The organism is Streptomyces sp. NPDC033270, from assembly GCF_055576575.1.
On record NZ_JBVIRA010000001.1, the window covers coordinates 587480 to 604868 of the forward strand.

General features: G+C 71.4%; 17 protein-coding genes and 1 pseudogene. 4 read left to right on the forward strand and 14 right to left on the reverse strand.

The features are described 5' to 3' along the window. Positions 1 to 2: 2 nt before the first annotated feature. The 3 genes from ACZ5XZ_RS02735 (at position 3) to ACZ5XZ_RS02745 (ending at position 2955) form a co-directional block, all read left to right on the forward strand. Positions 3 to 854, forward strand: a complete 852-nt coding sequence (locus ACZ5XZ_RS02735) for an ABC transporter ATP-binding protein (RefSeq protein WP_468973871.1) — start codon at positions 3 to 5, stop codon at positions 852 to 854. Beyond that, positions 851 to 1813, forward strand: a complete 963-nt coding sequence (locus ACZ5XZ_RS02740; RefSeq protein WP_468973873.1) for an ABC transporter permease — start codon at positions 851 to 853, stop codon at positions 1811 to 1813. Before ACZ5XZ_RS02735 ends, ACZ5XZ_RS02740 begins: the two co-directional genes overlap by 4 nt. A 242-nt stretch (positions 1814 to 2055) precedes the next feature. Beyond that, a complete protein-coding gene (locus tag ACZ5XZ_RS02745) occupies positions 2056 to 2955 on the forward strand; it encodes a TauD/TfdA dioxygenase family protein (protein WP_468974169.1) in 900 nt (299 codons plus the stop codon). A gap of 86 nt (positions 2956 to 3041) precedes the next feature. Here the strand turns inward: ACZ5XZ_RS02745 and ACZ5XZ_RS02750 are convergent. The 4 genes and pseudogenes from ACZ5XZ_RS02750 to ACZ5XZ_RS02765 form a co-directional block, all read right to left on the reverse strand. Beyond that, positions 3042 to 3263: pseudogene (locus tag ACZ5XZ_RS02750) on the reverse strand (FAD-dependent oxidoreductase); the annotation flags it as partial. A 139-nt stretch (positions 3264 to 3402) separates the two neighbouring features. Further along, on the reverse strand, positions 3403 to 3813 hold the full coding sequence (locus ACZ5XZ_RS02755) for a MarR family winged helix-turn-helix transcriptional regulator (protein WP_468973875.1): 411 nt from the start codon (positions 3811 to 3813) through the stop codon (positions 3403 to 3405). A gap of 18 nt (positions 3814 to 3831) precedes the next feature. Continuing rightward, the gene (locus tag ACZ5XZ_RS02760) at positions 3832 to 5235 is read right to left on the reverse strand and encodes an MFS transporter (protein ID WP_468973877.1); all 1404 of its coding nucleotides are present in this window, start codon (positions 5233 to 5235) and stop codon (positions 3832 to 3834) included. Positions 5236 to 5284: 49 nt separating this feature from the next. Further along, complete coding sequence (locus ACZ5XZ_RS02765) at positions 5285 to 6127, reverse strand: NAD(P)H-binding protein (protein ID WP_468973879.1); 843 nt, start codon at positions 6125 to 6127, stop codon at positions 5285 to 5287. Between the two features lie 105 nt (positions 6128 to 6232). Here ACZ5XZ_RS02765 and ACZ5XZ_RS02770 point away from each other — a divergent pair, with 105 nt between their 5' ends. Next, positions 6233 to 6757: a MarR family winged helix-turn-helix transcriptional regulator gene (locus ACZ5XZ_RS02770; protein ID WP_468973880.1), complete on the forward strand. Its 525-nt coding sequence runs from the start codon at positions 6233 to 6235 to the stop codon at positions 6755 to 6757. Between the two features lie 77 nt (positions 6758 to 6834). Here ACZ5XZ_RS02770 and ACZ5XZ_RS02775 read toward each other — a convergent pair whose 3' ends face one another. From ACZ5XZ_RS02775 to ACZ5XZ_RS02820, 10 genes are all read right to left on the reverse strand, one after another. Further along, entirely contained in the window at positions 6835 to 8037 is a 1203-nt protein-coding gene (locus tag ACZ5XZ_RS02775; protein ID WP_468973882.1) for a PP2C family protein-serine/threonine phosphatase, read from the reverse strand. Between the two features lie 87 nt (positions 8038 to 8124). Beyond that, positions 8125 to 8625: a universal stress protein gene (locus ACZ5XZ_RS02780; RefSeq protein ID WP_468973884.1), complete on the reverse strand. Its 501-nt coding sequence runs from the start codon at positions 8623 to 8625 to the stop codon at positions 8125 to 8127. 5 nt (positions 8626 to 8630) lie between these two features. Then, positions 8631 to 9887 (reverse strand): SLC13 family permease, encoded by a 1257-nt coding sequence (locus tag ACZ5XZ_RS02785; RefSeq protein ID WP_468974170.1) that lies wholly within the window; start codon positions 9885 to 9887, stop codon positions 8631 to 8633. Positions 9888 to 10024: 137 nt separating this feature from the next. Then, positions 10025 to 10645, reverse strand: coding sequence for a sigma-70 family RNA polymerase sigma factor (locus ACZ5XZ_RS02790; protein WP_468973886.1), 621 nt, complete (start codon positions 10643 to 10645; stop codon positions 10025 to 10027). Positions 10646 to 11020: 375 nt separating this feature from the next. Continuing rightward, entirely contained in the window at positions 11021 to 11731 is a 711-nt protein-coding gene (locus ACZ5XZ_RS02795; protein WP_468973888.1) for a hypothetical protein, read from the reverse strand. 212 nt (positions 11732 to 11943) lie between these two features. Then, positions 11944 to 13191 (reverse strand): MFS transporter, encoded by a 1248-nt coding sequence (locus ACZ5XZ_RS02800; protein WP_468973890.1) that lies wholly within the window; start codon positions 13189 to 13191, stop codon positions 11944 to 11946. Beyond that, the gene (locus ACZ5XZ_RS02805; RefSeq protein ID WP_468973892.1) at positions 13188 to 14459 is read right to left on the reverse strand and encodes an ATP-grasp domain-containing protein; all 1272 of its coding nucleotides are present in this window, start codon (positions 14457 to 14459) and stop codon (positions 13188 to 13190) included. The genes ACZ5XZ_RS02800 and ACZ5XZ_RS02805 overlap by 4 nt, the downstream gene beginning before the upstream one ends. A 34-nt stretch (positions 14460 to 14493) precedes the next feature. Beyond that, complete coding sequence (locus ACZ5XZ_RS02810) at positions 14494 to 15504, reverse strand: phosphotransferase enzyme family protein (protein ID WP_468973894.1); 1011 nt, start codon at positions 15502 to 15504, stop codon at positions 14494 to 14496. Further along, positions 15504 to 16259, reverse strand: coding sequence for an SDR family NAD(P)-dependent oxidoreductase (locus ACZ5XZ_RS02815; protein ID WP_468973896.1), 756 nt, complete (start codon positions 16257 to 16259; stop codon positions 15504 to 15506). Before ACZ5XZ_RS02815 ends, ACZ5XZ_RS02810 begins: the two co-directional genes overlap by 1 nt. Then, the gene (locus ACZ5XZ_RS02820) at positions 16252 to 17388 is read right to left on the reverse strand and encodes a peptidogalycan biosysnthesis protein (protein WP_468973898.1); all 1137 of its coding nucleotides are present in this window, start codon (positions 17386 to 17388) and stop codon (positions 16252 to 16254) included. Before ACZ5XZ_RS02820 ends, ACZ5XZ_RS02815 begins: the two co-directional genes overlap by 8 nt. Position 17389 lies beyond the last annotated feature (1 nt).

The window sequence follows — 17389 nt, forward strand, 5'->3', positions numbered from 1 at the left end:
CCATGCCCGGATCCGCCACACCGAAGATCGAGTTCGAACAGGTACGCAAGACCTTTCCCGCCAAGAGGGGGAGGGCCCAGCGCCGCGGCTCGGCGCACGGGGAAGGTGAGTTCACCGCTCTGGACGGCGTCGACCTGCGGATCGACGCCGGGGAGTTCGTCGTCGTGGTCGGCCCCAGCGGATGCGGCAAGTCCACGCTCCTGGACCTGCTGGGCGGGCTCGCCCGGCCGACCGACGGACGGATCCTCCTGGACGGGGAACCCGTGACCGGGCCCGGCCTGGACCGCGGCATCGTCTTCCAGCAGTACGCCCTGCTGCCCTGGCGCACCGCCCTGGGCAACGTGGAGTTCGGCCTGGAGGCGACCGGCGTGCCACGACGCGAGCGCGCCGCGCGTGCCCGCGAGTACCTGGACCTGGTCGGGCTCTCCGGATTCGAGCACCGTCACCCGCACGAGCTGTCCGGCGGCATGCGCCAGCGCGTGGCCATCGCCCGCTCCCTCGCCTACGACCCCGACGTCCTGCTGATGGACGAGCCGTTCGCCGCGCTGGACGCCCAGACCAGGGAGTCGCTCCAGGACGAGCTGCTGCGCATCTGGCAGCGCACCGGCAAGACCGTCGTCTTCATCACCCACGGCATAGAGGAGGCCGTCTACCTGGGGCAACGGGTGGCAGTCATGACCTCCAGGCCCGGCCGCATCAAACAGGTCGTGCCGATCGGCTTCGACTCCCGCACGGCGACGGACGACCTGCGGTCCAGTCCCGAGTTCGCACGGTACCGACACGAGATCTGGACGCTGCTGCACGACGAGGTGACCAGGACCCAACTGCTGGAGAAGGAAGAGGTCTCCGTATGAGTCTCGCAAGTGCTTCGAGCACCCGACGCAAGGCACCGGAGGAGCGCACGGCCCTGGAGGAGCGCACGGTTCCGGAGGAACTCGCCGAGCCGACCGCCGGCACCCTGGCGGAGCCCACCGAGAAGCCCGCGGCCGCCCTGCCGATCGCGCCGAGCGGGCCGCGGCTCCACCGCGCTCCCGTGGTGCCGCGCATCCTGCGCGCGGCACTGACCGGCGCCACCAAATCGGCGGCGATCGTCGCCCTGCTGCTGGCCTGGGAGCTGGCGCCCCGCCTCGGCCTGGTGGACCGGACCTTCCTGCCGCCCTTCAGCGAGGTCGCCCAGGCATGGGGGGCACTCGCGGCCAACGGCCAGCTCGCCGACAACGCCCAGGCGAGCCTGGTGCGTTCGTTCAGCGGATTCGGCATAGCCGTCGCGGTGTCCGTACCGCTGGGCCTGCTCATCGGCTGGTACCGGCCCGTCGCCGATCTCCTCAACCCCTTGCTGCAGGTCTTCCTCAACACCGCCGCCCTGGCCCTGCTGCCGGTGTTCGTCCTGCTCCTCGGCATCGGGGAGACGTCGAAGATCTCCATCGTGGTGTACGCGTGCGCCTGGCCGATCCTGTTCAACACCATCAGCGCGGTACGCACCGTCGACCCCACCCTGCTGAGGCTGGCCAAGTCCATGGACCTGTCCGCCCCGCGGCTGTTCCAGAAGGTGATCCTGCCGGCCTCGGTGCCGACGATCTTCACCGGGATCCGGCTGGCAGGGGCGGTGTCCATCGTCGTCCTGGTCGCCGCCGAGATGATCGGTGCCAAGGCAGGCCTCGGCTATCTGATCAACGCGTCCCAGTACAACTTCGCCATTCCGCAGATGTACGCGGGCATCGTCACGATCTCCGTCATCGGCGTGGCCTTCCACCAGCTGCTGGTGGCCGTGGAGAAGCGGCTCAGCTCGTGGCGCGTCCCCACGACGAGCTGACGCCCGTCACCACCCCGCGCAAGGAACCCGGCGGAGTTCGCCAGACCGAAGCCAGACCCCGCCGCCTCCACCTCAACGCCTTCCTGATGAAAGCCGGCCACCACGACGCCGCCTGGCGGCGTCCGCGTACCCAGCCCGAACACGTCACCGACCGGCGCTACTTCCAGCACCACGCGCAGACCGCCGAACTCCCGACCTGCCCGAACTCCCGACCTGCCCGAACTCCTGAAAGGAACCCACACATGAGCACCAGTACAGGCTTCGACATCCGCCGGATCGGCGGACGCATCGGCGCCGAGATCGTCGGCGTCGACCTCTCCGCCGACCTCGACCCGGCGATCGTCGCCGAGATCAACGCGGCGCTGCTGGAACACAAGGCGCTGGTCTTCCGCGGCCAGCAGCTGGACGACGCCGGGCAGCTGCGCTTCGCCTCCCTCTTCGGCCAACTCACCACCGCCCATCCCACCGTCCCGTCCGTCGAAGGGCAGCCCAACATCCTGCCCGTCGACGGGGACGAGGGAATCCGCGCCAACCACTGGCACACCGACGTCACCTTCGTCCGCACACCCCCGAAGGCATCGACGCTGCGCAGCATCGTCGTCCCGCCCTACGGCGGCAACACGCTGATCGCCAACTCGGCTGCGGCCTACCAGGACCTGCCCGAGCCGCTGCGCGAGCTGGCGGACAGGCTGTGGGCGGTGCACACCAACGACTACGACTACGCCGCCCCGAAGAACGACAAGGCGGCCGAGCACCGCAAGCAGTTCGTCTCGCGCACGTACCGCACCGCGCACCCGGTGGTACGCGTGCACCCCGAGACGGGGGAGCGCGGCCTGTTCATCGGAGGCTTCGCGCAGACCATCGAGGGCCTCGGCCCCTCCGAGTCCCGGGATCTGCTGCGCATCTTCCAGTCCTACGTAACGCGGCCGGAGAACATCCTCCGGGTGGCCTGGACACCCGGTGACCTCGTCCTCTTCGACAACCGCAGCACCCAGCACTACGCCCCCGACGACTACGGCGACCTGCCGCGCCTGCTGCACCGGGTGACCGTCGCCGGGGACGCCCCGGTGGGCATCGACGGCACCTCCAGCCGCGCCCTTGAAGGCGGCGACGCGGACCACTACACACCAGCCGCGGCCTGAGCCCCGCGGTCCGGAAGGACGGCATCAGTTCGGGGCCTGGTCGGCTCGTTGGCCCTTCTCGGCGAACAGGTTGATCAGGCCCTGTGACGGCCCTCCAGGACGATGGCGTGGAACTCGTCCATCAGGCCGGCCGCCTGGAGGGCGAGTTGCCCGTTGTAGTCGTGGATGTCGAGCATCCCGCCCTGCGAACGCGCAGCCGGGGAGGGCTCCGCCTCGTAGACCGTCACGGGTGTTCCGTGGACGTGCAGGACGCGGGCGAGCGTGAGTCCGCCGAGTCCTGCGCCGATGATCGTGACGGGGGTGCGCATGGTGGCTCCTCGGGATCCGGGCCGCCCGGTGAGCTCCGGCCGGCCGTCTCCGAAAAGGTGGCAGGCCCTGCCGACGAGCCGCCGACATCGCGGGGACAGCCCCCGATAGACGACCGACACCGCACATCGGTCCCGACGTCTACCGAGCCGCGCCCTCCAGGTTGTGGGTCATCCGTTCCAGGACGGTGACGGCGATCCGGTACGCGTCACGGGGGATACCGGCCGTCGACAACTCGCGGAAGGCGTGGACGCGTTCGGCGACGCGGGCGAGGCGGGCGCGGCCGTCTTCGGTCAGGGTGAGGCGGCCCGGCTCCGGGCGGGCGACCCAGCCGTCGGTGACGACCGTCTCGACGGCGGCGGTCAGGCAGGCGGCGTCGGCGTTGGCGGCCAGAACGGTCAGCACTTCGGTGTCGGTGGCCGTCGGATCGTCCTCGACGACGTTGAGGACCTGCCAGGCGATCCGGGTGAGGCCGAACTCGGCCAGCATGGCGTTCATATGGGAGGTGAGAGCGTGGTCGGTGCGGTTGAGCCAGTAACCGATGGGCTTCATGTCGTGCTCCTGAGCGGGTCAGTGGTGCCGGGACCGGGCCCGGCGGGGCAGTAGCCGCACGAGGGCGCAGCAGGCAAGGGTGGCTGCGGCGACCACGGCGAGGCTGCGGACGGCCGCGGTCGCGGGGGCGCCGGCGGTGTGGAAGTAGACGGTGGTGATGGCCGCGGCGCCGAGGCTGTTGGCGAGTTGTGCGACGGCGGAGAGGGCACCGCTGGCGCTGCCCGACTCCTTCGGGCCGACATCGCCGAGGGTGATCTCGTAGACGGTGCCGAAGCAGGTGCCGAGACCCAGGCCGGTGACGAAGACCGGGGCGAGGAGCGTCCACGCCGTCGGGCTGGTGGCGTGGAGCAGGGCGAGTAGCGACAGCGTGCCGGCCAGCGTGAGCAGCAGGCCGATGGGGATGAGCGTACGGCCGAGGCGGGCCATCAGACGGTGTGCGGCGATCGAGGCGACGATGATGCCGGCGGCGACCGGGGCGAGGCCGAGGGACGTCTGGGTCGGGGTGCGGTGCAGTCCGCCCTGGAGGAAGAGGGAGAGCACGAGGAGCAGACCGGTGACCGCCGCGTTGAAGACGAGGCCGAGGATCAGGCCGGAGGTGAAGCCGCGGTTCTTGAGCAGCGAGGGTTCGATGAGCGGGCCGGCGGCGCTTCGTTGGCGCCGGCAGAACAGCGCGAAGAGCAGGGCGCCGGCGGTGAGGGAGAGGACCGGGAGGAGTGTCCAGCCGTGGCTGGAGCCGTCGATCAGCCCGTAGAGCAGGCCGAGCATCGTGGCGGCGAGCAGCCCGGAGCCCGGAACGTCGACGGTGACCGTCCGGTCGCCTGCGTCGCGGGGCAGCAGCCGCGCGGCCAGGACGATCGCGAGGCCGCCGAGGGCGATGTTGATCAGGAACATGGAGCGCCAGCCGAAGCTGTCGATGAGGACCCCGGCGAGGACCGGGCCGCCGATCGCCGACAGGCCGAGGCAGGGGGCGAAGACACCGAACGCCTTGCCGATCTCGTTCGGGGGAAAGACCGCGCTGAGGATGCCGAAGCCCTGGGGGATCACGAGGGCGCCGAAGGCTCCTTGGAGGAGGCGGAACCCGATGACGGAGGCGGGGCCCGCGGCCAGGCCGCAGGCGACGGACGCGAGCGTGAAGCCGGTCAGGCCGATCAGGAACAGGCGGCGGCGGCCGAACTTGTCGCCGAGCCTGCCGCCGACCACCAGCAGGACGCCCATGGCCAGGGCGTAGCCGGCGCCCAGCCACTGGACGAGGGCGTCCCCGCCGTGCAGGTCGTGGGCGATGGTCGGGGCGGCGACGTTGGTGATCGTGGCGTCGAGGAGGTCGAGGACCGCGGCGAAGAGGACGACGGCGAGGACGGCCCATCGTCGGCGGTCGGTCTTGTTCTGCGGGGTGGCGGGGGCCTGGTGCAAGGCCGTGGACATGGAATCCCTTGGGTGAGGGACGGACCGGTGTGGTGCCGGCCCGTCCGGGTCAGTGCCGGGTGAAGGCGGCGGCGTTCTCCTGGGCCCACTGCCGGAAGGTGCGGGCAGGGCGGCCCAGGAGGGTCTGGGTGGTGTCGGCGATGGCCGCCGGACCGTGGTTGGCGGCCTCCCACAGGTCGAGCAGCGAGGCGACCATCGGCGCGGGCATGTGACGGCCCATCTGCTGCTCGGCCTCGGCGCGGGTGAGGTGTTCGATCGCGATCCGGTGGCCGAGGGCTTCGGCCAGCACGGCGATCTGCTCGCGGAAGGTGAGCGAGTCGGGGCCGGTCAGGGTGACCGAGCGGCCGGTGAGGGAGGTGCCGGTCAGCGCCTCGACGGCGATGTCGGCGATGTCGTCGGGGTGGATGGGCGCGATGTGCGCGTCCGGATAGGCGAGTGGGATCGGCATCGACCGGCCGATGAAGTGGGCCCAGCCGAGGGAGTTGCTGGCGAAGGCGTCCGGGCGCAGGAAGGTGCGGGTGAGGTCGGAGTCGGCGAGGGCGCGCTCGACGTGGAGGCTGTGGCCGGCGAGCGGGTCGTGCTCGGCGTCCGGGCCCAGGACCGAGGAGGACGAGAGCAGGACGACGTGCTCGACGCCGGCCGCCTCGGAGGCCTTGACCAGCTCTCGGATGCCGGCCGGCTGGGGGTAGAGGAAGACCTGGCGGACGCCGCGGAGCGCGGAGTCGAAGGTCTCGGGTCGGTCGAGGGCGAGCTCGGCGACCTCGACGCCGTCCGGGGTGGTCAGTTCGGACGGGTTGGCGCTGGCGGCGCGCACGGTGAGACCGGCGGAGTGCAGGCGGCTGATGACGGCCTGACCGACCTTGCCGCGGGCGCCGGTGATGAGGAGGGACATGAAGATGCTCCATTCGATGCTTGAAGGCATATGCATGCTGACACGCACACAATTGCAAGTCAACACATGCCTTCGTGGAGACATTCATGTCTGTACGATGGGGGCATGACGAAGCGCGAGTCGAAGACCGCGGACGAGCTGCTGGACGCCGTCGGTCCGGCCTTCGGGAGGCTGCGGCGCTCCTCGCTCCTGGAGGTCGAGGACCCGATTTCCCAGAAGGACCTCAGCCGTACGCTGGTGCTCAGAGTCGTCCTGGAGGCCGAACAGGACGCCACGGAGGGCGAGTCGGACGGGCGGTCCGACGCCGGTGAGATCACCGTCGGCGCCGTCGCCCAGCACCTGGGCGTGGACCCGTCGGTGGCCAGCCGCATGGTCTCCGACTGCATCTCGGCCGGCTATCTGGTCCGCGCGGCCTCCCAGCAGGACGGTCGCCGCACCGTCCTGCACCTCAGCGCCGAGGGCCGTGAGCTGATGGCCCGCTTCGCCCGCCACCAGCGCTCCGCCTTCGAGTCCATCACCGCCGACTGGCCCGAGCAGGAGCGCCTGGACTTCGCCCGCCTCATGCTCAAGTACGTCGACTCCCAGGACGCCCTCCGCCACCGAAGCCCGGGCAGGAACGCTCCGCACTGAGCCGTCCCGGCCCTGCCCCGGACGGCGTGCGGCCACCCTGCCCGCCGAGCGCGGGCCGGGTGGCCTGTCGCAGCTGATCAGCGCGCTGGCGGTTCGGCCTGGGAGCGGTGCCGGATCCCGTCGGAGTGGGGGGTCCTCCGGTGCCGGCGGCCCGGGTGCCCGGGCAGTGTGCGGCGGATCGCGATCAGGGCGGCGTCGTCGGCGAGGCGGCCGCCGACGTGGGCGAGGAGGTCGCGCCGGAGGTGGTGCAGGAGATTCTCGGGGCTGTTGTCGGTCCACTGGGCGGCGCGTTGGGTGAACGGGTAGAACGCGCCGTGGGCGTCGCGCGCCTCGATGACGCCGTCGGTGTAGAGCAGGAGGGTGTCGCCGGGCTCGAAGGAGAACACGTCCAGCGTGTAGTCCTCCGGTCTGGTGGAGCCGACGCCCAGTGGTGGTGCGGGGTGGACGGGAACGGGGTCGGCGTCGCCGGGGTGGAGCAGCAGGGGCGGAGGGTGGCCGCAGCTGGTCATCCGGGTCAGGGGGTCGGCATCGGGGATCTCCAGCAGCAGGGTCGTCACGAAGCGCTCACCGGCCTCCTCCTCGCGCTCGAAGTCGGGCAGGTAGTGGGTCACGCTCTGTTCCAGGCCGGCGGCCAGTTCGGGAAGGGTGAGGTGCTTGTGGGCGGCCTCGCGGAAGGCACCGAGCAGAAGGGCGGCCTCTCCGATGGCGTCCAGGCCCTTGCCCCGCACATCACCGATCATCACGCGGGCCCCGCCGTCGATACGGGTGGCCGCGTACAGGTCCCCGCCGATCTGCGCCTCGTCCTCCGCCGCCAGGTACAGGCAGGCGACCTGTAGCGGGCCGAGCTGTTCGGGCAGCGGCCACAGCAGGACATGCTGGGCGGCCTCGGCGACCGACCGCACCTGGTCCAGCTCCTTGCGCCGCCGCTCGCGCACCACGCAGAAGCACACGATCAGGAAGGACAGCACCGCCAGGGCGAGGATCTGCACCATCACGTTCCGGGAGAACAGCACGCCGAAGTGCCACCCGATGAACGCCTGGGCTGCCACCGCGAGGCCCCCGACCACCCCGGTCAGGCGGGGACCGGCGAACGACGCGGTGATCGCGGGTGCGATGACCAGCAGCGGGCCGAGGTGGACATCGGCCGGAACCAGCAGGTCGACGACCGTGATCACCACGATGAGCACGAGCGGGATCAACAACAGCGCGTGGCTCGACTGCCATGGCTGCCACAGTCCGGCGAAACGCTGCCGGGCGGCCACCCCTCTACCCTGCACCATCCGGGCGCGACTGACGAGCGTGCTTCGGGACCACTGGCCCGCCATCCCTCCCTAGGGCCTGTCCGATGGGCCAGGGTCGGAAAGGCCCTAGTGGTCATGGGGCGGGCGTGAAGGCGGCGGCGGGAGGGTGGCGATGCCCGGCGCGGGTTCCGGCCAGACCAGCAGGACAGGGCAGGGGGCGTGGTCGACGATGAAGCGGCCGGCCGGGCTGAGACTGTGGGGGCCGAGGTGGCTGTGGTCGCCGTCGCGGGCGAGAACGAGCAGGTCGGCGCCGTCGGCAGCCGCCACGACCTCGCGTTCGGCGCGGCCGGATCGTTCACGGCGCGTGCAGGGGCGTCCGAGGCGTGCCGCCGCGTCGGTCAGGAGTTGTTCGGCGGAGGCGGCGGCCAGGTGTTCCAGCGCCGTGCCGGGGTCGCGTTCGGGGCGTGCGCGGCCGAGCAGGCCGGCGTAGGCGCCGTGCGCGGCACCGGACACCTCGGGACCGGTGACGTACAGCAGCACGATCTCGGCGTCCTCGGGTGCGTAGGCGCGGGCGGCGTCCACGCAGGCGGGCCAGGTGCCCTCGGTGATCCAGGCGATGACGGTCACGAATATCAGCCTCCGATGGCGGTCAACGAGGCCCACAGTGCCACCACCGCACCCACCAGGGCGGCAGGCACGGTGAGCAGCCCCAGGCGGGTGAACTCGCTGAGGTTCACCTCCTGCTCGTGGCGGTGCACGATGCGCCGCCACAGCAAGGTGGCCAGCGAACCGGCGTAGGTGAGGTTGGGTCCGATGTTCACCCCGAGCAGCACCGCCAGGACGGCGCCGGCCCCGCTCGGCACGGTCAGCGGCAGCAGCACCAGCACGGCGGGCAGATTGTTGATCACATTCGCCAGGACAGCGGCCACCGCGGCGACGCCCAGCAGAGCGGGGAGCGTGGTGCCGGACGGGATCACGTTGCCCAAGGCCTCGGCGAGGCCGTTGTCGACGACTGCGCGGACCACGATGCCCAGCGCCAGGACGAAGGCGAGGAACGGCACCGCCGCGGCCCGGGCGATCGCCGCGGGGGTGGTGCGCCGCCGGGCCAGGGCACGCACGGCCAGCACCAGCGCACCGGCCAGCGCCGCCCAGGCCGGGTCGAGGCCGATCGCGGAGGTGAGGACGAACCCGGCCAGCGTGCCGGCCACCGTTGCCAGCGCGAACACCGGCACCTCGCGGCGCCCGGTGGTGGCCGGTGCCGAGGCGCCGGCGTCCAGGTCGGCGGCGAAGAACCAGCGGAACACCGCGAATTCCACGGCGATGGCGACGACCCAGGGCAGGGCCATCAGCGCGGCGAAGCGGGTGAAGCTCAGCCCGCTGGCCGTGAACGCGAGCAGATTGGTCAGGTTGGAGACCGGCAGCAGCAACGACGCGGTGTTCGACAGATGCGTGCAGGCGTAGACATGCGGTTTGGGCCGGACACCGAGGCGGGCGGCGGTGGCAAAGACCACCGGGGTGAGCAGCACGATCGTGGCGTCCAGACTGAGCACCGCGGTGATCAGCGACGCGGCGGCGAACACGTGGAACAGCAGCCGGCGCGGCCGCCCCTGGGCGGTGCGTGCCATCCAGGCCCCGCAGGCATGGAACAGCCCCTCGTCATCGCACAACTGGGCAAGGACAAGTACAGCGGCAAGGAAGCCGATCACCGGTCCGAGCCGCTCGGCCTCCGCACGGGCGTGTTCCAGCGAGATCGCACCGGTGGCGACGACCACACCCGCTGCCGGAACGGCGACCACCGCCTCCGGCCAGCCGAACGGGCGCACCACCGCACACCCCAGCACCACCACAAGCAACACAGCAGACAGGGCTTCCGCCCAGGAGACGTTCAGGATTCAGGCCCTTCCAGGGTGAGCGGCGCCAAAGCAGTGACTCCCAGCATCGCCGGTACGCCGACCTGGACGGACGCTCTTGGCACGTACGGACGGCGCACCGGCGAAACACCATGATCACCCGGAACCGGGGTCGGTCACGCCGCGGCCACCTGGGAAACCCGCGCGCAGCTCTCCGCGGACCTGAGCCATTTGGTGAGGTCGGCCCGGGCGCGCGCCACCCGGGAGCGCACCGTGCCGATCGGGCAGCCCACGACCGCCGCGGCATCCGCGTAGGGCATCCCGACCAACTGGGTGAGAACGAATGCCTGGCGCCGCTCGCCGTCCAGCGCGTCGAGCAGTTCGCGCAGTGCCAGGCCGTCGTCGAAGCCCGGAAGGCCGCTGGGCTGGCGGTGTTCCGCGAGCGCCTGCCAATCGTCGACGTCGGCGATACGCGGCCGGGCGGCGGCGGACCGGTAGCGGTCGATCACCACCCGGCGGGCGATGGACAGCAGCCAGGTGCGGGCGCAGGAGCGGCCGGCGAAGTTCGGCAGGCTGGTGAGGGCGCGCAGAAAGGTCTCCTGGGCCAGGTCGTCGGCGCTGTTGGTGTCGCCGCTCAGGTGCGCCACGAATCTCCACACATGGTGGTGGGAGCCGCGTATGAGGCTCTCGACGGCGTCGTGGTCACCGTCCCGCGCGGCCAGCGCGAGGCTGGTCAGCCGCTCATCGTCCACGGTGGTCCGCTTGCCACGGGCCGGACCAACAAGGGCAGGAATCATCGCCACATGTCCTTCGGAGAATGCGGGCCGTACCAGGGCATGGCACGTCCCCGTCGCTGAGCGGCGCTCCGAGTGCCCGTAGGAGGGTCGGTGTCGGCGTCCAGGGAGACGGTCGACGGGGTGCGTCTACGGGCAGGCCGGAGGGCCGCGGGGCCAGGGCCGGCGTGCCGGGCACAGCAGTGCTCACGGAGGTATGAGGAAGGCAGCCGTGCGGACACGCCGGTACTCCGCCCGCCACCGATTCAATGCGCCTTGCGGAACAGGGGAATGGGGGATCCCGGACGTCATTGGCAACATCGCGGCATCGACGGCATCGGCGTCAACGACCGCAATGTGGAATCCCGGACGGTGCCGGGAAGGTCCCAGGACGGGCGGTCAGCAGCAGAGGGAGATCTTCGGCGGGCCCCTGCGGGAGAGGACATGGTGCAGGAGCACCCCACGCAGGCGCGGGACATGACCGGCAGCGGCCACCGGGCGAGTGGCCGGTTTCCGACCGGTCCAGCCCAGCGTCGCCAGGACCAGCAGCAGGGGCGCGAACCAGACCGCGGCCACGCTGCGGGCGAGCCGGAACGCGGCCGCCTCGCCGCGCCACATCCACAAGCCGCAGACCAGGGCGGCCAGCGCATGGGCGAAGAACATGCCGAGGGTGCCGTGGCCGGAGTGCATCATCGGCAGCTGGCTCATATGGCGGTGCATGGCACCCGTATCGCCGGCGTGGGCGACGGAGGCCGCGGCCGCGTGGGTCATGCCCGCCAAACCGCTCATCCCCGGGACGTCACCCAGTGGCGTCGGCAGCGGCGCACGGACGGTTCCCAAGTCGGGGCCGCCCCGGCACGACTGCGCCAGGCCGAACAGGGAGTGCAGGCCGAGTTGGGCCACGACGGTGGAACCGGTCACGACCAACGCACCGCGTTCCCGCCCTGCCAGCCGCCACGCCGCCGAGCCCGTCACGCCGAGTGCGGCGACCAGAGCCCACCAGGGCAGGGACTGAGTGGACATCAGCGTGTGCCCAAGGGCCGCGGTCGTCACGCACACGGCCGCGAAGATCGCGGCGCGCACGGCGCGTGAAACCGACCCGGCAGTCATGTTCGACATCGTGCCAGTCGGTTCGCCCGCGCGGGAGAGGGCGTGGTGCCTCGGCCCAGTTGTTGTCAAGATCGGCTAAAGCGCCTCGTGGACGGTCAGTTGAGTGGCAGACCGCCTGAGACTGAGGCGGAAGGTCGGCCTTGCGCCTCCGCCCGTCGGGTCTCCTCTGCGGCGCCCGGCGCGCGCCCGCACCGCCGACGCGGGCTCGACCGCTACACCCCCGCCGCCTCCAGGGGCCTGTCCTGACCACGGGAGAGGGTACGTCTGAGCATCAGGGCACAGGCTGAGACGGCCAGCGCTCCGGCGGCCAGCAGCACGATGTACGGGGTGAAGTACCCCGCCCCCACCATGAGGCCGCCCACGAGCGGTCCGAGCACCTGGGCCGTGTGCCGTATGAAGGTGAACATCGCGTTGTAGAGGCCGATCTGACCGGTCGGCGCGATGTCGGCCAGCAGCGGTCCGAGCGTCGGGGCCAGCATGGCCTCGCCGATACCGAAGAGCGCGTACGTCGTGAGGATGAGCGCGGCGGCAGGCGCCTTCCCGGGCATCGCCCCGGAGAGCCCGGCGAGCACCCACGCCACGAACCAGAGCAGCCCCACGAGAGCGATCACGCTGCTGCGTCGGTGCCCCTGGGTGAGTCTGAGCACGACGAACTGACACCCGACGATGAGCAGGGTGTTGGCGGTGAGCGCCAGGCCCAGGACCTTGGTGGAGAGGCCGACGGCGGCAACGGCGTACGCGGGCAGCCCCGAATCGAACTGGCCGTAGCAGACGAAGAACAGCACGAGCCCCAAGGCGCAGGTCACCAGCATGGACGGATCGCGCAGCAGCCTGCCGTAGTCGGCTGACGCGGACCGCTCGCCGTCCTCGGGGCGGGCGGCCGTCGCGACCGCGGCCGGCAGGCGGACGGATGCCGTCACCGCACCGAGCACGAGGAACATGGCCGTCTGGCCGAAGAACAGCAGCAGGAACGTCGTCGGGCGGTCCGGGTCGGCGACGAAACCGCCGATCAGACCGCCGACGCCCATGCCGAGGTTGTTCAGGAAGAACTGGGTCGCGAAGGCACGCGAACGCGTGTGTCGCGTCGTGCACTGGGCAATCAGGGTGGCCAGCGCCGGCTGGATGACCGCCATGGACGCACCGAGCAGCGCGGCCGACGCGAACAGCGGTACGGCCGTACCGGACAGGCCGAGCCCGGCGGCGCCGGCCGCCGCGCCCGCCGCGCCGCCCACCGCCGTGGGGACCGCGCCCCTGGTGTCGATCACCCGGCCGATGACGGGCAGTACGACGACGGCGGCCACCGCGAGGGTCGCCATGATCGCACCCGCTGTCCGCGGGCCGAGGCCCCGCACGTCGGCGACGTAGACGAAGAGGAAGATGATCGTGAAGCCGTGGCCGAAGGCGCTCAGGGAGTTCCCCGTCTGGACCCTGAGCAGCGCGCTCTTCAACGGATCCGTCAAGACGCGAGCTCCGCAATCCGGTACAGCCGGTCCTGGAGTTCGGTGATCCGCAGGTAGTCCTTCTCCACCTGGCCCCAGTCCTCACCGGCCAGATAGGCCCGGAAGGGGATGCGCAACTGGTCCACGGTCGGCTCGACGACGGCGCCTGTCTTCAGGAGGGGGGTCAGCAGATGCAGGGAGGGCAGGGCCTCGACCTCCGCGACCACGTCAGTGTCGAGCCCTTCGACCACCCCGGTCCGGGCCGTGTGGGCGCTGAAGAGGATGGCCTGCTCGCGCCGCTGGTAGCGGCCGCCCGCGTACCTGCCCAGGAAGGAGTCGGGGTCCGCGTAGCCGAGCGCGGTCAGCTCTGCCTGGTCGTGGCCGAGGCATCGCTGGTGGAAGCCGACCTGCAGGTGGCCGTCCATCCGCGCGCCGATTTCCACCAGGGCCGGTCCGTCGGCCGTCATCATCACCTCGGCGTGCCCCGGCCCGTGTTGGATGCCGAGGGCTTCCAGGACGCCGTAGGTGTAGTCGGCGAGGCTGTCGACCAGTTCGCTGTGGGAGTCCATGAGCACGTCCCGAGCGTAGATCTTCTTGTCGTCGCCCAGAAAGATCTTGTCCATCCGCCACACGCCGCAGAGGTAGTGGCGGCCGTCCCGGCTCACCGTGTCGACGATGTACTCCTCGCCGTCCAGATAGGACTGGGCGAGGGCGTGGGTGTTGCGCGCGTCGAAGATGGTGCTGCTGGAGAGGACCTGGCGCGCGGCGCGGGCGACGGTCGCGGCGTCGTTGCAGATGTAGACGCCGTCCGTGGACGCCGAGGTCAGCGGCTTCACCACGACGGGGTACCGGCCCAGGGCCTCGGCCCAGGCGACGATCTCGTCCGCGGACTGAGACAGGAACTGGTCGGCGCAGCGCAGACCCGCCTCACGCAGCCGCTCGATCATCAGGTACTTGTCCCTGCGCGCGGCGGACAGCCGGCTTCCGTTGGTGGGGAGCCCGAGGAGTTCGCTGAGCCGGTCGGCGACGGGTACGCCCGGTTCCACTCCCGGCACCACCGCGTAGGGACGGTACTCCTGGAGGCGGGCGACGACCTCCTCCTCGCTCGACCACGGAATGTTGGCGAGATAGGGCGACAGGTCCGGCGGCGTCAGGCGCTGCAGCCACTCCGGCGTGGACTGCACATGCACCACGTCGGTGTCGTGGTCGGCGAAGGCGGGCGGGAGGTTGCCGCCCATCGCGTACCCGTCGACGACCACGGCGACGCGCCGCTGCTGACTGCTGTTCATGCGTACGTTCTCCTGGGTGGAAGAGCCCTGCCGGTCAGCGTCGAACGGCATGGGACAGCAACTCGGTCTGCGACTGCCGGAAGTCGGAGTCTTGCGGGAAGTGGGGGTCCGCGGTGCTGCACAGGTACCAGGTCAGGTGGATCGCCAGCCGGCCCGCGACGAGGTCCTCGATCGCCTCGTACTGGGCGGTGGTGAGATCGCCGACCTCACGGTAGCCCGCGACCACCGCGTCCAGGAACTCCTGGCCGTCCTGCCCCGGCCGGTCGCGGCGGATGTCGGCGAGCAGCACCGCGAGGTCGTACGCGGGCTCTCCCCAGCCGCACCCCTCGTAGTCGATGAGGGTGATGCCGTCCGCCGTGACCAGGACGTTCTCCCGGCGCGGATCGCTGTGGACCAGCGCTGCGCCGGTGTCGCCACGGCGCAGGCGGGTCAGGGCGGCCCGTGCCAGGGAGCGTGCCCGGCGCAGCAGTTCGCGTTCGCCCGCCGTGGCCAGGGTGTCGGCCACGGCGGGGTCGGCTCCCACCGCGCCGCCGAGCAGGCCCTGCGCGTCCCAGTGCGGCCGGACGAGGCCGGCGCTGCGCAGTCCGCTCGACCCCGGTCCGGAGAGGGCCGCGTGGACCCGGGCGATCTCCTGCCCCAAGGGGCGCGGCATGGCGAGGAAGGCCGCCTGGTCGGGTACTTCGCCGTCGATCCACTCGCACAGCAGCGCGGTGCGGCTGCCGGTGCGCGTCCCGTTCCGGGTGCGGTGCACCGTCCGGCCGCCCCGGTCCGCGACGGGCACCGGGGCCCGGACCCCGCGGGCCTGGAGGTGGGCCAGGACACGGGTCTCCGACGCCACCCGCTCCCGGGTGCCTATGCCCGACCGGTACAGGCGCAGGCTGAAGGAGCGGCGATCGCCCTCGAACGTGCCGTCGATGCGGAAGGTGGTGTTGTGCGCGTGGGCGAGGCAGGTGACCGCCGGCGCGTCGATGCCGAAGTCGGCCGCCACACCGGCGGCCAGTTCGCCCAACTCCGCGACGGCCGCCTCCTCCTGGTGCACGGTCATCAGATCTGCGCCAGCCAGCCGCCGTCGGCCACCAGGCACTGACCGGTGACGAAGGACGCCTGCTCGGACAGGAGCCAGGCCGCGGCCTGGGCGATCTCCGCCGCGGTGCCCAGGCGCGCCAGCGGCACCTTCTGCGCCGCCGCCCGCTCGCGGCCGTCCCGGACGTCGTCGGGTTCGTTGCGTACGCTCATCCCCGGGGAGAGCCCGTTCACCCTGATCCCCAAGGGGGCTCCCTCCAGCGCGGCGGACTTCACCAGACCGATGACCGCGTGCTTCGCGGCGACGTACGCGCTCATGCCGGCGGTGGCGTCGTGCCCCAGCACCCCGGACGTGCAGACGACGGAGCCTCCGCCGTGCTCGCCCATCCAGCGCATCTGGTGCTTGAGACACAGCATCGTGCTGGTGAGGTTCAGCTCGACCACCCGGTGCCAGTCCCGCGCCTCCAGGCCGGCGAGCGGCCCGCTCACCCCGAGGGTTCCGCCGTGGTTGTTGAACACCGCGTCGAGACGGCCGAAGTGGTGCGTCACGGTGGACACCAAGGCGGCGACGTCGTCCTCGCGGGTCAGGTCCGCCGGGACGTACCGCGTCGTCGCGGGCAGGTCGGCCAGCGCCTTCTGGACCGTCGGATGGTCGGCGGGCTGCCGCCCCGTGGCCGCGATCACAAAGCCCTGCCGCGCCAGCGACCTCGCCGTCTCCAGGCCTATCGCGCTGCTGAACCCCGTGATCAGTGCTGTCTGCTCAGTCTGCTCAGTCATGTGTGCTCTCCTGTCGAACCGCGCTGACGAGGTGTGGAAGTTCCCGGGCCGTCCGCTGCCGGACGCCCGCCGACACCCCGCGCAGCGCGGCGAACTTCCGGGTCTGGGTGCATCCGCGCGACCGTTTGACCTGTTCCTGGTGGGTCACGTAGTCGATGGAGTCGAATCCGTTCGCGTAGGCCCAGTTGATGAGTTCGTAGTAGACGCTGCTGAAGTAGAGCGGGAAGTTCTTGGGGACATCGGGGTGCTTGCCCCAGTTGCGGACGAAGAGGCGGCCCCGCCAGTCGAGGAAGGTGATCGAGCCGTGCACCGCTCCGTCCGGGGCGCGGGCGAGCAGGACCTTCATGCCGCGCGGCAGCCAGTCCAGGTAGCGGAGATGGCGGTGCGCGAGTTCCTTGGGGTCGGTGACTCCGTCGTACTTCTCGTTGAGGCTGGCCTCCAACGGGGCGATCGTATGGGCCAGTTCCGCATCCAGCTCCCGGACCTCGAAGGTGTAGCCCGCGGCCGCCACCTTCCGCATGTCGGTCCTGACGTATCTGCGCCCGCGCCGGTCCAGCCCCCGCACATACGTCTCGAAGCCCTCGGGCGGCAGATGGAGCACGGACTGCACCGCACTGGGAAAGCCCAGGTACCCCTGGGCTTCGAGGGCGTCGAGCAGGGGTACGTCCGCGCTGTCGACGGCGAGGAAGGCGGTGGCGGCGGCGCCCGACGCGCGCGCGTGCTCCGTGAGGCCGCCCAGGAGCGCGTCGAGCACCTCGCGGCGTGCACCGGCGGACAGGTCGGCGCGCAGCGGCACCTTGGAGGTGCCCAGATGCCGGCCTCCGCACGTCAGGACCGGGAGCAGCGGGTCGTCGCCCCCGACCAGCGACGAGCCGGGCGAGTGCTCCGCCAGCAGCACGTCGACGCGGAAGAACGGCGAGGAGCCCGCGTCCAGCGGGTGGGCGGTGAGCCCCCCGGCCAGCTCTCCGTCGCGCCACACCGTGAGGTACGAGGCGGTGGCCCCCTCGCCCTCCTCGATGGCCCTCAGCCACTCCGCGGAGAGGTAGTAGTCGCCGGGGAGCAGCAGGTCGTCCCAGCCCGCCTCGGCGAGATCGGCCGCCGAGCCGACAATCCGCACTTCGTCCGTCACG